Annotated in this window: 12 protein-coding genes; 6 read left to right on the forward strand and 6 right to left on the reverse strand. The window is 71.6% G+C overall.

The features are described 5' to 3' along the window. Both MZC64_RS14190 and MZC64_RS14195 read left to right on the forward strand, forming a co-directional pair. On the forward strand, positions 1–1,833 hold the full coding sequence (locus MZC64_RS14190; RefSeq protein ID WP_247756713.1) for an ABC transporter ATP-binding protein: 1,833 nt from the start codon (positions 1–3) through the stop codon (positions 1,831–1,833). Further along, the gene (locus tag MZC64_RS14195) at positions 1,830–2,789 is read left to right on the forward strand and encodes an LLM class flavin-dependent oxidoreductase (protein WP_247756712.1); all 960 of its coding nucleotides are present in this window, start codon (positions 1,830–1,832) and stop codon (positions 2,787–2,789) included. Before MZC64_RS14190 ends, MZC64_RS14195 begins: the two co-directional genes overlap by 4 nt. Here the strand turns inward: MZC64_RS14195 and MZC64_RS14200 are convergent, their stop codons facing one another. Together MZC64_RS14200 and MZC64_RS14205 are read right to left on the reverse strand one after the other, a co-directional pair. Next, positions 2,790–3,536, reverse strand: coding sequence for a TauD/TfdA family dioxygenase (locus MZC64_RS14200; RefSeq protein WP_247756711.1), 747 nt, complete (start codon positions 3,534–3,536; stop codon positions 2,790–2,792). Next, entirely contained in the window at positions 3,533–4,702 is a 1,170-nt protein-coding gene (locus MZC64_RS14205) for an MFS transporter (protein WP_247756710.1), read from the reverse strand. The genes MZC64_RS14200 and MZC64_RS14205 overlap by 4 nt, the downstream gene beginning before the upstream one ends. A 114-nt stretch (positions 4,703–4,816) precedes the next feature. On the opposite strand from MZC64_RS14205, the gene MZC64_RS14210 reads away from it, so the two are divergent. The 3 genes from MZC64_RS14210 to MZC64_RS14220 are packed head-to-tail and all read left to right on the forward strand — an operon-like array spanning position 4,817 to position 7,699. Further along, complete coding sequence (locus MZC64_RS14210; RefSeq protein WP_247756709.1) at positions 4,817–5,806, forward strand: ABC transporter substrate-binding protein; 990 nt, start codon at positions 4,817–4,819, stop codon at positions 5,804–5,806. Then, complete coding sequence (locus MZC64_RS14215; protein WP_247756708.1) at positions 5,799–6,884, forward strand: iron ABC transporter permease; 1,086 nt, start codon at positions 5,799–5,801, stop codon at positions 6,882–6,884. Before MZC64_RS14210 ends, MZC64_RS14215 begins: the two co-directional genes overlap by 8 nt. Next, entirely contained in the window at positions 6,881–7,699 is an 819-nt protein-coding gene (locus MZC64_RS14220) for an ABC transporter ATP-binding protein (protein WP_247756707.1), read from the forward strand. The genes MZC64_RS14215 and MZC64_RS14220 overlap by 4 nt, the downstream gene beginning before the upstream one ends. Here the strand turns inward: MZC64_RS14220 and MZC64_RS14225 are convergent. Genes MZC64_RS14225 through MZC64_RS14235 form a run of 3 tightly spaced genes read right to left on the reverse strand, consistent with a single transcriptional unit; the run spans position 7,650 to position 11,197 of the window. Beyond that, the gene (locus MZC64_RS14225) at positions 7,650–8,294 is read right to left on the reverse strand and encodes a response regulator transcription factor (protein ID WP_308301004.1); all 645 of its coding nucleotides are present in this window, start codon (positions 8,292–8,294) and stop codon (positions 7,650–7,652) included. The two genes, MZC64_RS14220 and MZC64_RS14225, sit on opposite strands and share 50 nt — an antisense overlap. After that, positions 8,291–9,532 carry a sensor histidine kinase gene (locus MZC64_RS14230; protein ID WP_247756706.1) on the reverse strand — a complete coding sequence of 414 codons (1,242 nt, stop codon included), beginning with the start codon at positions 9,530–9,532 and terminating at the stop codon, positions 8,291–8,293. The genes MZC64_RS14225 and MZC64_RS14230 overlap by 4 nt, the downstream gene beginning before the upstream one ends. A 33-nt stretch (positions 9,533–9,565) precedes the next feature. Continuing rightward, positions 9,566–11,197 (reverse strand): FAD-binding oxidoreductase, encoded by a 1,632-nt coding sequence (locus MZC64_RS14235; protein WP_247756705.1) that lies wholly within the window; start codon positions 11,195–11,197, stop codon positions 9,566–9,568. A gap of 256 nt (positions 11,198–11,453) precedes the next feature. Between MZC64_RS14235 and MZC64_RS14240 the strand changes: the two genes are divergently transcribed. Continuing rightward, the gene (locus MZC64_RS14240; protein WP_247756704.1) at positions 11,454–12,659 is read left to right on the forward strand and encodes a cytochrome P450; all 1,206 of its coding nucleotides are present in this window, start codon (positions 11,454–11,456) and stop codon (positions 12,657–12,659) included. Positions 12,660–12,744: 85 nt separating this feature from the next. Here the strand turns inward: MZC64_RS14240 and MZC64_RS14245 are convergent, their stop codons facing one another. Then, entirely contained in the window at positions 12,745–13,380 is a 636-nt protein-coding gene (locus MZC64_RS14245; protein WP_247756703.1) for a TetR/AcrR family transcriptional regulator, read from the reverse strand. Positions 13,381–13,390 lie beyond the last annotated feature (10 nt).

A 13,390-nucleotide genomic window follows, 5' to 3' on the forward strand; every position in this document is an offset into this window, starting at 1 on the left:
ATGCCGGGGACAAAGCGGTTGCGGGACAACGACTGGCTGCGCATCGCGGCCATGCTGTGGCGGCTGAGCCCGGTGCGGGTGAGCGCGCTGATCCTGGTGACCTTCGCGGTGTCGGTGGTGCCCGCGGTGCAGCTCCAGCTCACCGCGAGCGCGGTGCAGTCGGTGGCCGACGCGGTCGCCGCGGGCAGCACCGACGGGTTCACCGGGCGGATTTTGTTGGTGGGCCTGCTGATCGTGGGGGTCAGTGTCGCCGCGCACCTGTTCGGGGTGTGGCACCAGTACCTGGACGCGGTGCTGCGCCTGCACCTGGCCACCGCGGTCGGTGAGCAGGTGATGCGCAAGGGCACCCGGATGGATCTGCAGGACTACGAGAACGCCGAGTCCTACGACAAGTTGCAGCGGGCCTTCCAGGAGAGCAGCGGGTCCAACGTCCACCAGCTTTTCGCCGACACGCTCAACTTCGCCCGCGAGCTGATCACCATCGTGTCGGTCTCCGCGGTGCTGTTCTCCTGGCACCCGTGGATCGCGCTGCTGATCCTGCTGGCGCCGATCCCCTCCGCGCTGGCGCAGATGTGGTACGGCAAGAAAATGTACGAGATCGAGTACGACCGGGCCGCGGACCGGCGGCGGCTGATGTACTTCCAGTTCCTCACCACCACCGACCACACCTTCAAGGAAGTCCGGCTGTTCCAGCTCGGCGACTTCTTCATCGGCCGGTACCGGGAACTGGTGCAGCGCTTCCTCAAGGTGGACCGCTCGCTCAACCGCAGGCAGTCACTGGCCTTCGGACTGCTCGGCCTGATCAGCGTGCTGGCCGCGGGCGGGGCGCTGATCTACGCGATGCTGGCCACCACGCGCACCGGCGAGATCGGTCAGCTCGCGGGTTATCTGCAGGCGATCGGTGTGGTGCAGGGGTCGGGGCACGCGCTGCTGGTCGGGCTGGCGATGCTGTTCCAGAACAAGCTGTTCGTGAGCAACCTGTTCGAGCTGTTCGACCTGCCGGAGCGACAGATCCGGGGCGGGCAACGGAAATTCCCCGCGCGGCTGAGCACGGGAATCGAGTTCCGGGAGGTCAGCTTCACCTACCCCGGCACCACCGAACAGGTCCTCGATCGGGTCAGTTTCACCCTGCCCGCCGGGAACTGCGTGGCGCTGGTCGGCCAGAACGGGGCGGGCAAGACCACCCTGGTGAAGCTGCTGACCCGGCTGTACGAGCCGACCGGCGGGGAGATCCTGATCGACGGGGTGCCGATCCAGGAGTACGACCTGACCGACCTGCGCCGCAACCTGGGAGTGATCTTCCAGGACTACATCCGCTACGAGATGAGCGTGCGGCACAACATCGGGTTCGGCGCGGTGGAACACCTCGACGACACCGGCCGGGTCCGCGCGGCCGCCGGGGCCAGTGGCGCGGATTCCATTGTGGACACTCTGCCGGATGGCTATGACGCCATGCTGGGCAGGCATTTCGAGCACGGCAGCCAGCTCTCCGGCGGGCAGTGGCAGAAGGTGGCCCTGGCGCGGGCGTTCATGCGCGGCGCGCCGGTGGTGGTGCTGGACGAGCCGACCGCGGCCATCGACGCCGAGGCGGAGGCGGAGATCTTCGGCCGCTTCCGCACCATCGCCAGCACCTCCACGAGTTTGCTGGTGGCGCACCGGTTCTCCACCGTGCGCATCGCGGACCGGATCATCGTCATCGAGGGCGGCCGGCTGATCGAACAGGGCACGCACGCCGAGTTGATGCGCCAGGACGGGCACTACGCCTACCTGTTCAACCTGCAGGCCGCCGGATACCAGCCGGAACCGGCCGCCGAGGTGGTCGGGCCCGGATGAAACTCTCGCTGATGGTGCCGGTCATGCCGCACGAGCCCGAACACCTGCCCGCCTACGCCCAACTGCTCGTCGACACCGGCGCGCACCGGTTGTGGCAGGGCCAGTCGCTGGCCCTGGAGACCTTCCAGGGCTTCGCCTACCTGGCCGGGCGCGGCCTGCGGGTGCCGGTCGGCACCAGCGTCACCCTCACCGCCCTGCGCCACCCGTACGAGACGGCGTTGCAGGCCCGCTCGCTGGCTCGGCTCACCGGGCATGACGTGGTGCTGGGCCTGGGCACCGGCACCCCGGAGCTGGTGGCGGCGCTGCGCGGGCGGCCCTACGGCAGTCCGCTGACCGCGGCCCGCGACCAGCTCACCATCCTGCGCGGCCTCCTGGACGGCAAACCCGTGCACCACGACGGCCGCTACGACACGATGCGCGGCGGGCTGCCGGAGTTCGAGCATCCGCCGGTGTCCCTGGGGCTGGGGGTGTTGCGGCCCGGCATGGCCCGGGTGGCCGGTGAGCTGGCCGATGCCGCGATCACCTGGCTCACCCCGCCGTCCTACCTGGGCGAGGTGCTGCTGCCGGAACTGCGCGCCGCGGCCGGGGCGGCCGGGCGGGCGGCGCCGCGGGTGGTGACGGTGGTGCAGGTCGCGGTGCGGCGGCCCGGGCGCGATCCACACCTGGTGGCGCTCAACGGATCCCGCGAGCACCTGGCCGCCCCGCACTACACGGACATGTTGCGGCGGGCCGGGTTGCGGGTGCACCCGTCGCAGGTCCCGTTGAGCGCGCGGGCCCTGGTGTCCTCGGGGACCTTCGTGACCGGCACGGTGGCCGAGATCGCCGAGGGCCTGGACCGGTACCGGGCGGCCGGGGCAGACGAGGTGGTGCTCAACACCGCCGGGGTGCACCTGACCGAGGGCCGGGCCGCGGCCCTGGAAGACCTGGGCGAACTACTCGCGGCCCTGGCTGGGTGATCAGCGGGCGTCGGCGGTACGCACGGTCAGGATGCGGACCAGGCGGTCGCCGGGGTGCGGGTCCCGGCCGTGCCAGCAGCGGTAGTTGTCCACCACCAGGATCTCTCCTGCCGTGGGGCGGAACCTCGGCAGTCCGGGCTGGATCTGTTGCACGGCTTCGGTGAAGGCGGCCAGCATCCGGTCGGCGTGCTCGGCGCCCGGATCGCGGTGCAGGGGCACGGCGCCGTCGGTGCGGCGCACGATCCGGCGGCCGGTGCGGGTGTACTCGACGTGCCGGGCCACCCTGGGCAGCGCGGGCACGCCGCGGATGGCGCCCCACTTGCCGTAGAGGTCCACGTCGACGGTGGTGAGGAACTCGCGCAGCTCCGGCTCGGCGTGCTCGTCGACGAAGCAGTAGGCGTCGGCGAGGAAGGAGTCACCGCCGCTGGGTGCGGGCTGAACACATTGCACGAACACAAAATCCTCGTCCGGGTCGCGGCGCGGGGTGGGGATGCCCGCGAGGTCCACGACCAGGTTGAAGCTGTCCGCGTGCAGGTCCACCGGGCCGCCGTCCTGGCTTGGGCGTTCACGCAGTGGGAACAGCCGGCGCAGGCGCGGGCCGAGCACGCTCGCGGCCGCGACGACGAGTGCGTCGGCGGTGGCGGGCAGGCCGGTGAGCAGGACCGCGCCGTCGGTGGCCAGAGCGGTGCGGGCTTCGGTCACGGCGTTGACGTCGTGGCGTTGCGGCACAATGCCGAGCGTGGTCATCGGGCGAACCTCCGGGCGGTGGGGGCCAGGGCGGCCAGGGCGGGGGCGGCGAAGCAGACGAGCGCGCAGCCGGCGAGCACCGCGGTCACGCCGAAAGCCTCGATGGCCGGGGCGATCAGGGCCAGGCCGACCGGGGCGAGGCCGTAGGAGAACAGGAAGTCCACTGAGGACACCCGGGCGAGCAGGCGGGGGTCGACCTCGCGCTGGGTCGCGGTGAACCAGGGCACGTTGAACAACTCGATTCCCACTCCGGTGACGACGTAGGCGGCGATCACGACCGCGGGGTGCACGTCGGCGATCAGGCTCAGTGGGGCCAGGCCGTACAGGGCCAATCCGGCCAGCGCGGCCCAGCCCTGGGAGCGGGGCCGCCAGCGGGCGATGATCAGTGCGCCGGCCAGCGCGCCCGCGGTGTACCCGGTGAGCGCCGAGGCCAGCACCAGCTCGGAGCCGTAGCGGTCCCGGCTGATCAGCGGCAGTGCGACGCCGGTGGCCGAGTAGCCAGTCGCGATCACCGCGGTCAGCGCGCCCAGGCCGGCCAGGAACCAGGGGTGCCTGCGGGCCTCGCGCAGGCCGTCGGCGAACTCGCGGACCAGGTGGGTGCGCTCCGTCGGCGTTCCCGCCGCGCCCCGGGGTGGGAGCAGGGCGGCGACCAGCCACAGCAGCGCGGTGCCCCAGAGCAGGGCGGACAGGTCCAGCACGGTGGCCAGCAACGCGGTCAGCCCCGGTCCGAGCAGGGTGCTGACCCGGACCGCCAGGGTCATCGCGGCGTTGGCCTGCTGCCGCTGATCGGGGTCGACGACCTCCGCGGTCAGTGCCTGGAAGGCGGGTCGGCAGGCGCCCTGGCCCGCGCCGACCAGGGCCGCGGCGGTCGCGGTGAGCACGAGGGAATCGCCCAGGCCCCAGGCGATCACCGGGGTGGCGGCGGCCGCGAGCAGGCCGGAGACCAGCACCACGCCGCGCCGGGAATGCCGGTCGGCGAGCACGCCGCCCAGGGGCACGGCGATCAGGAAGCCGACGGTCCGCGCGGCCAGCAGCACGCCGAGTCCGACCGCGGTCAGACTCCGGTCGAGCACGGCCAGGCCGAGGATGAAGGGCAGCGCCCAAGTGGCCAGTCCGGACGCGGTGGTGCCGGTCCACAGCCGCAGGAAGGCCCGGTCCCGGAGCACGGTGGACAGGTTGCTCTCCTCGCCCTATTGGAAATCGTTGTCAATGTACTACGGTGTCTATCGCAACTTAGTTGCTGTTGCAAGATCCTCGCATCAGTCCAGCTGGAGGTCAGCTTGTCCCACCGCGCCCGCCTGGGCTGCGCACTCGCCGCCGTGGTCGCGGTGGCCTCGTGCGCAGCGCCCGCCAACGCTCCGTCCGCAGGTCAGGCCGCGGTCACCGTGTCCAGTTGTGGGCAGCAGCTGCGCTTCGAGCACTCCCCGCAGCGGGCCGTGACGCTGGAGCAGTCCTCCACCGAGACGCTGCTCGCACTGGGGCTGGGCGAGCGGATGGCGGGCACCGCGTACCGGGCAGGGAGGATTCTGCCCGAGTACCAGGCGGCCTACGACAAGATCCCGGTGCTCAACCCCAAGGCGCTCTCCGGCGAGCAGTTGCGCGCGGCCGCGCCGGACCTGGTGGTGAGTTCCTTCGCGAGCAACTTCACCAAGGACAAGGCGGGCACCCGCGCGGAGTTGCAGGCGCTGGGGCTGCCGTCCTATGTCAGCGCGGTGGACTGCCCGGAGCACGAGCCGGGCCTGACCCCGTTCGAGCGGCTGTTCCGCGACTACGAGAACTACGGCAAGGTCTTCGGCGTGGCCGACCGGGCCGCCGCGCTGACCGCCAAGCAACGCGAGGTGGTGCAGCAGGCCGGGGCGGTGCGCGCGGGCCGGCCCGGCAAGCCGACCGTGGTGTACGTGTACTCGGTGTTCAAGGGCCTGCCCTATGTCGCGGGGCACAACGGGATGCCCAGCGACATGAGCCGGATCCTGAACGCGCCCAACGCTTTTGACGACATCAACGAGGAGTGGCCGGAGATGTCGTGGGAGGAGATCGCCAAACGCGATCCCACCGTGATCGTGGTCGGCGACCTCTCCGACCGCGGCGCGCCGGGTGACAGCGCCGCGGAGAAGCTCAAGATGATGCGCGAGCACCCGGTGGTGTCCCAGCTGACCGCGGTGCGGCAGAACCGGATCATCGAGGTGCCCGGCATCGAACTCGACCCGACCGTGCGCAGCGCGAACACGCTGCGGCTGCTGGGCGAGGGCTTGAAGGCACTCGGTGTCTGAGCCGGACCTGCTGCACCCCGCCGCCCGCTCCCGCCCGGAACCGCCACTCCCCCGGCCGCGCGGCCGATCGGGCTGGTCCACCACCGCGGTGCTCCTGCTCGGGATCGTGGTGCTGATCGTCTCGATGGGGCTCGCGGTCCGGATCGGCGTCAGCGGCGTGGGTTTTGCCGAGATCGGGCGGACCCTCGGCGTCCGGCTCGGTCTGCCGGTGACGCCGTTGCCCCGGCTGCTGGACTCGCTGATCTGGGAGCTGCGGGTGCCGCGGGTGCTGCTGGCCGCGCTGGTCGGCGCGGCGCTGGCGGTGTGCGGGGCCGCGCTGCAGGGCGTGACCCGCAACGCGCTGGCCGATCCGTACCTGCTGGGCGTGTCCAACGGGGCCTCCGCGGGTGCGGTCGCCGTGGTCGTGCTCGGCTTCGGCGCCGGTGCGCTCGGGGTGACCGGCGGCGCGCTCGCGGGCGCGCTGCTGTCCTTCGGGTTGATGCTGTTGTTGTTGCGCCGCAGCGGGATGCACCCGGTGCGGATCGTGCTCACCGGTGTGCTGGTCGGGCAGCTGTTCGCCGCGATCACCTCGCTGATCCTGATGGCCTCCGCCGATGCCGACACCACCAGGGCGATCACCTACTGGCTGCTCGGGTCGATGGCCTCGGCGCGCTGGGAAGCGGTGCTGATCTGCGCCATCGCCGGTGTCATCGGGATGGTGGTGATCTGGTTGTGCGCCACCGCGTTGGACGGCTTCTCCTTCGGCTCGGACACCGCGGCCTCACTGGGGGTGAACGTGCGGACCACCCGCCTGGTGCTGCTGGTGGCCACCGCGTTGCTGACCTCGGTGGCGGTGGCCTCGGTCGGCGCGATCGGTTTCGTCGGCCTGATCGTGCCGCACGGGGTGCGGTTCCTGGTCGGGCCGACGCACCGGGTGCTGCTGCCGGTGACCGCGGTGGCCGGGGCGGTGTTCCTGGTCTGGACCGACGCGCTGGCCCGGATCGCCTTCGCGCCAAGGGAGGTGCCGGTGGGGGTGTTCACCGCGCTGGTCGGCGTGCCGTTGTTCCTGCTGGTGCTGCGCAGGCGGGGTGAGCTGTGAGGATCGGCGTGCACTCGGTGTCCTGGTCGGTGCCGGGCAAGACCATTGTGGACAACGTGGACTTCACCGTCCACTCCGGACAGACCGTGGGCCTCATCGGCCCGAATGGCTCAGGGAAGTCCTCGCTGCTGCGCTGTGTCGCCGGGCTGCGCAAGCCCACCGCGGGTGTGATCCGCTTTGACGGCAAGGACATCGGCGGCTGGACACCGCGCAAGATCGCCCAGCAGCTGGCTTTCGTGGAACAGGCCGGGGACACCGACAGCGATCTGCGGGTGGCCGAGGTGGTCGCCCTGGGCCGCACCCCGTTCCGGCCGGGCTGGCGGGCGCCGGGCGCGCACGATCACGCCGTCGTCGAGGCCGCCCTGGACCGGCTGGATCTCATCGAGCTGCGCGACCGGCACTGGCAGACCCTCTCCGGCGGTGAACGGCAGCGCGCGCACATCGCCCGCGCGCTGGCCCAGCAGCCGTGGGCGATCCTGCTCGACGAGCCGACCAACCACCTGGACATCCGGCACCAGCTGGAACTCCTGGACCTCCTCGCGCGCACCGAACAGACCGTGCTGGTCGCCCTGCACGACCTGTCCCTTGCGGCCCGCTTCTGCGACCAGCTCGTGCTGCTGCACCAGGGCAAGCTGGTCGCGGCCGGTGCGCCGCAAGAGGTGCTGACCGCACGGCTGCTGCGCGAGGTCTTCGAGGTGGACGCCGAGGTCGGGCAGGACAGCGCGGGCAACCTCGCGGTGGTCTATCGCGGGACTGCCGACCGGGTCAGTCCTGCTTGCGTGGAACCAACAGGCCGCGGTGGAACGCCTCGGTGATGGCGGCGGCACGGTCGTTCACCCCGAGCTTGGCGTAGATGTTGAGCAGGTGGGATTTGACGGTGGCCTCGGTGAGGAACAACTCGGCCGCCGCCGCCCGATTGGTGGCCCCGCCCGCCACCAGTTCCAGGACCTCTACCTCACGCGGGCTCAGCGGTCCGGGCGCGGGTTTGCGCACCCGGTTCATCAGCAGCGCGGCCACCGAGGGCGCGAGCACCGGCTCGCCCCTGGCCGCGGCCCGCACCGCGCGCAGCAGCTCGTCCCGGGGCGCGTCCTTGAGCAGGTAGCCGGTGGCGCCGGCCTCGATCGCCGGGAGCACGTAGCTGTCGGTGTCGTAGGTGGTGAGCACCAGCACCCGGCACTCCGGCGCCTGCCCGGCCAGTTCCCGGATCGCGCTGACCCCGTCCAGGCCGGGCATCCGCAGGTCCATCAGGATCACGTCCGGGCGCAGCCGCCGGGCCAGCCGGACCGCCTCGGCCCCGTCCGCGGCCTCGCCGAGCACCGCGAACTCCGGGTCGCGGGCGAACATGCCGGTCAGCCCGTCCCGGACCACCGGGTGATCGTCGACGACCAGCAGTCCGATCGGCTTGTTCACGCGCACACCTCCGCCAGTTCCAAGGGCACCCGGGCCGAGATCCCGGTGCCCAGGCCCGGTTCGGATTCCACCTGCAGGGTGCCGGACAGCTCGGTCACCCGCTGCCGCATCGCGATCAGGCCGAAGCCGCCGCGATCGGGTCGCGGGTCCTCGATGCGGGCCGGGTCAAAACCGTCGCCGTCGTCCCGGATGTCCAGGGCGGCTTCCTGTTCCAGGTAGGACAGGGTCAGGCCGACCCGGCCCGCTCGCGCGTGCTGGGCCACGTTGGCCAGGGCTTCCTGCGCGATCCGGAGCAGCGCGGCCTCCGCCTCGGGCCGGATCGGCCGCGCCGCGCCGGTGGTGGTGACCCGGACCGGGATCTCGTGCAGTGCGGACCAGCGCTGCGCGACCCCGGCCAGTGCCTCGCTCAGCCTGGCCACGCGCAGTGGTTCGGGGCGCAGCGCGTGCACTGAGCGGCGGGCCTCGGTCAGGCTCTCCCGAGCGAGTTTGTCCGCCGCGGCAACGTGTTTGCGGCAGGCTGCCGGGTCCGTGGTGTCGGCCGCGCGGAGCTGGCTGATGATGCCGGTCAGCCCCTGGGCCAGGGTGTCGTGGATCTCCCTGGCCATCCGCTGCCGTTCCTCCCGGACCCCGGCGTCGCGGGCCTGAGTGAGCAGCTGCTCGTGCAGGGCCGCGTTCTCCGCCAGCGAGGCCGCGAGTCGACGGTTGGCCTCGCGGGCCTCGCCCAGGGCGTGCTCCCGCTCCTCCTCCTTGCGGGCGGCCCGCCGGGCGAACGCGGCGTAACCGCACATGGGCAGCACGTTGGCGGCCAGCACGGCGAGGTAGATGAGCACGCCGAACGCGGTGCTCTTGTCCACGCCGGAAGCCTGCGCGGTGCCCGCGGCCACCGCCACCCCAGCCACGCCGGCCAGTTGCCACGGCCAGCGCAGCAGCCGCAGCGCGTAGAGGTAGCCGACGGGACTGAGGAACCCGAACCAGGGCGAGCTGACCACCAGGAACAGCGAGCACAGCACCACCCCGGCCACGAACACCGCCATCCTCGGCGCGTTCGTGCGCCAGGCCGGGCGCAGGGTGAACATGCCCAGCATCCAGGCCGCCAGCAGGGCGCACACGAGGAGGTCCGGGACCGGGGATTCGCCGATCTTGTGCTTGATCGGCACCGTGATCACGGCGAGGAAGGCCAGCAACGCGTACGGTCCGGCGGAGGTCACCAGGGACCACCGCGGCACTGGCTCGCTCATCCGCGTTCTCCTCCCCCGGCCACTGTGGACAATCTAGCCAGCTTCGACCGACAGCGAGTGCCGGAAGACGTTACGTGGGTCCCACTTGGCCTTGATCCGGCGTAGCCGCGGGTAGTTGTCCTTGTAGTACAGCGTCTGCGCGGACACGCCCGAGGTGTTCCAGACCGGGTCGGCCAGGTCGGCGTCGGCGTAGTTGATGTAGGAGCCGTCGTTGACCGGGCCGGGCACGGGCACGCCGCCGGTCTCGATGTAGACGTCCCGGTAGAACTCGCGCACCCACTTGAGGTTGGCCTTGTCCTCGGTGTCGTCGCGCCAGATCGTCTGGTAGACCGCCTTCATGATCACGTCCCGCTGGGCGATTGCGGTGGCCCCCGGCGCGACCGCGTTGGCCTGGCCGCCGTAGCTGATCAGCAGCATGCCGGCGTGCGGGCCGCCGCTGTCGTTGATCAGGTGGCGGTGGATGGTGGCGAGCTGGGACTCGGTGAACGAGCGGCGCAAGTAGCCGGCCTTGATCTTGTATCGCCGGACGATCACGTCGCCCGGTTCGCCGCTGCCCGGCCAGGTCATCCGGTGCAGCCAGGGCAGGCTGCGGCGCAGGTCCACCAGCGGGGTGGGCAGGTCAAGGCCCGCGGTGACCGCGGTGATCAACTCGGTCATCATCGCGTCCACGCCGGGCAGGTCCGCGTCAGCCTGCACCGCCAGCAGCACACTGCCGCTCGCCTTGTGCCCGGCCTGCAGCACGCCGTACAACCCGTTCTGCGGACGGCCCGGTGCGCTGTTCCGCTCGTGCCAGCGGCCGAAGTTGCGCAGCAGCCCGGTGAGCTGCCGCTCGGTCATCGCGGCCCAGGGCCAGATGAGGACGTGTTGCCGCATCTGCTGGGGTGAGGCGGGCAGGAGTTTGGCCGGGTCGGTGCCGGTGGCACCGGGTGAGCGCAGCCAGAACCGGGTGACCACGCCGAAGTTGCCGCCGCCACCACCGGTGTGCGCCCACCACAGGTCTCGGTTCGGGTCGTCGGGTTCGCGGGTGGCGACCACCGCGCGGGCGGTGCCGTCCTTGTCCACGACCACCACCTCGACCGCGTACAGGTGGTCCACCACCGAGCCGTACCGCCGGGACAGCGGCCCGTATCCGCCACCGGCGAAGTGCCCGCCCGCGCCGACCTCCGGGCAGCCGCCGCCGGGGATGGTCACGCCCCAGCCGGTGAGCAGCCGCCGGTACACCTGCCCGAGGGTGGCTCCCGGTTGCACGGAGAAGGCCCGCCGGGCGGGGTCGTAGGTGACCTCGTCCATGGGCGAGAGGTCCAGCAGCACGCGCACCGCCGGGTCGGCGGTGAGATTCTCGAAGCAGTGTCCGCCACTGCGCACCGCGACCCGCTTGCCCGCGCGCACCGCCTCACCCACCGCCCGCACCACCTGCTCGGTGGAGGCGACCACCCGGATCTCGTCCGGGCTGTTCACGAAGCGGAAGTTGTTGCCGCGCAGCAGGTTCTCGTAGCGGAGATCACCGGGTCGCACGGTCACCGGCCCGAAGTCCGCCGCCGTCCCGGCCGCCTGCGCGCTGACCGCCCCGGCGCCCAGCGCGGTGACCGCCACCGCCCCGGCCCCCACGAGCAGCCCACGCCTGCTCACCCCTGCGCCCTCGGGCGGATTTGTCCTGCTTGCCATCTGTGACTCCCGTTCCGGTTCGGAGGCCGTCAGACTCCCAATCCGGCGCCACCGCACACATCAGCCCATGTCCGGAACCACCGGCTGAACCCACCACCCCACCAATCGGCTGACCCACCCCACCGATCAGCTGAACGCCTCCACCCAGTTCGGCCAAGACTGGGTACGACAACGGCCAACACACCGGTGGGTTTTGGGTTCGCGGTAAGGCTTTCGTCAGGGGCGGAGACGTACGATGCCCAGCCGGGAGGCAGAGATGACATCCGGCGAGGCACCACCGCTGTACGGCCCCGGGTTCGACCGCGACCCGGCGCCCGCCTATCACTGGCTCCGAGAGCACTCCCCGGTGCACCGGGTGGAGTTCGGGCCGGAGCTGTCGGCCTGGCTGGTCACCCGGTACGCGGACGTGGTCGCCGCGCTGGCCGACCCGCGGCTGGTCAAGGACCCGGCCCGGGGCTGCCCGGTGTGGCGGGAGTCGGGCATGGGCCTGCCGCTGGATCACCGGCCCTCGCTGGCCCAGCACATGACCAACACCGACCCGCCCCGGCACCAGGACCTGCGGCGACTGGCCGCCGGACAGTTCAGCCCGCAACGCCTGGGCGCGTTGGAGGCCCGGGTCCGGCAGGTCACCGAGCAGGTCCTCGATGGGATCGCGCCGCTGGGCCGGGCCGACCTCGTGGCGGACGTGGCCTACCCGATCTCCACCACGATCATCTGCGAACTCATCGGCATCCCGGCCGAGGATCGAGCGCGGGTGCAGCGCTGGGCGGCGGTCATCGACGCCTCCGACGGCAGTGACCGGGACGACCTGGTCGCGGCCACCGACGCCATCGACGAGTACCTGGCCGCGCTGCTCGCGCACAAGAAGGCCGAGCCGGGCGATGACCTGATGAGCGACATGATCCGGCAGCGGCACCGCGGCGAGATGACCGACGAGGAGCTGACCTCCACCGCCTTCCTCATCCTGATCGCCGGGCACGAGACCACCACCGCCCTGGTCGGCAGCGCGACGCTGGCCGCGCTCACCCACCCGGACCTCGCCGCCCGCATCCGCGCTGACCAGGGCGAGCTGGCTGTCTTCGTGGAGGAGTCGCTGCGCCGGGACTGCCCGGTGCGCAACGTCAGCTGGCGCTTCCCCACCGAGCCGATGCGCCTGGGCGGCCAGGACCTGCAACCCGGCGATCCGGTGCTGCTGTCCATCCTGGCGGCCAACCGGGACGCCGAGCGCTTCGCCGATCCGGACGCCTTCCGGCTGGACCGCGATCCCGAGGACCACCTGGCCTTCGGCCGCGGCAGGCACGCCTGCCTGGGTGCGGCGCTGGCCCGGATCCAGGGCGCCACCGTGCTCGGCGCGCTGCTGCGCCGGTTCCCGGACCTGGCCCTGGCCGAACCCGAAGAGCAGCTGCGCTGGTGGCCGAGTCCGATCATCCGCGGCCTGTTCGCGCTGCCGGTGGTGTTCTGACCCATCCCCGTACCACTTGGGCCAACTGGCACGCCCACTTGGGCCAACCCGGCGTACCAGTTGGGCCAACTCGGCGGTGGGTGGGTCAGGGCTGGGCGGCGATGCCGTCGTACATCAGGCGGCGGACCGCCTCGCTGAGTTTGCGCTGGTGCTCGCCCTCGGGTTTGCGTAGCGAGGACAGCGCCGAGGCCAGGATCATGCCGGTGATCGCGCTGGCGGTGTTGTCCACGTCCAGGTCGGTGCGCAGGTAGCCCAGTCGCACACCGTGGGAGAGGTAGCTGGCGGTGAGTGCGGTGGCCAGGTCGAAGAAGTCCAGCACCCGCTCGGCCATGGCCTTGTCGATGCCCGCCGCCTCGAACAGCAGCATCCGCGGCACCCGGGGATCCTCGTGGAAGATCCGCGCCAGTGACTCGCCGATCCGGGCGGTCTGCGCCCGATAATCGTCCAAAGTGGACACCGCGTCCGGCGCGTTCTCCGCGGTGAGCGCGACCTTGACCCGGTCGACCAGGTCGGTGATCACGTGGTCGACGATGTCCCGCTTGTTCTCGAAGTAGCGGTAGAAGGTGCCGTGCCCGATGCCCAGCCGGGTGGCGATGTCGGCGATCGCGGTCGCGTGGTAGCCGCGCTCGGCAAAGCAGTCGAAGGCCGCGTCGATGATCTCGCGGCGCAGCTCCTGCTTCTTGCGCTCGGCGCGGCTGACCGGCGTGGCACTGGACGTCATGGTCACAGCT

It is taken from the genome of Crossiella sp. S99.2, from assembly GCF_023094165.1.
Taxonomy (GTDB): domain Bacteria; phylum Actinomycetota; class Actinomycetes; order Mycobacteriales; family Pseudonocardiaceae; genus Crossiella.

Bases quoted from the DNA above. Each gene is read 5' to 3' on its own strand.
- MZC64_RS14190 (WP_247756713.1), top strand. From the start codon at position 1: ATGCCGGGGACAAAGCGGTTGCGGGACAACGACTGGCTGCGCATCGCG.
- MZC64_RS14195 (WP_247756712.1), top strand. From the start codon at position 1,830: ATGAAACTCTCGCTGATGGTGCCGGTCATGCCGCACGAGCCCGAACAC.
- MZC64_RS14200 (WP_247756711.1), bottom strand. From the start codon at position 3,536: ATGACCACGCTCGGCATTGTGCCGCAACGCCACGACGTCAACGCCGTG.
- MZC64_RS14230 (WP_247756706.1), bottom strand. From the start codon at position 9,532: ATGAGCGAGCCAGTGCCGCGGTGGTCCCTGGTGACCTCCGCCGGACCG.
- MZC64_RS14235 (WP_247756705.1), bottom strand. From the start codon at position 11,197: ATGGCAAGCAGGACAAATCCGCCCGAGGGCGCAGGGGTGAGCAGGCGT.
- MZC64_RS14240 (WP_247756704.1), top strand. From the start codon at position 11,454: ATGACATCCGGCGAGGCACCACCGCTGTACGGCCCCGGGTTCGACCGC.
- MZC64_RS14245 (WP_247756703.1), bottom strand. From the start codon at position 13,380: ATGACGTCCAGTGCCACGCCGGTCAGCCGCGCCGAGCGCAAGAAGCAG.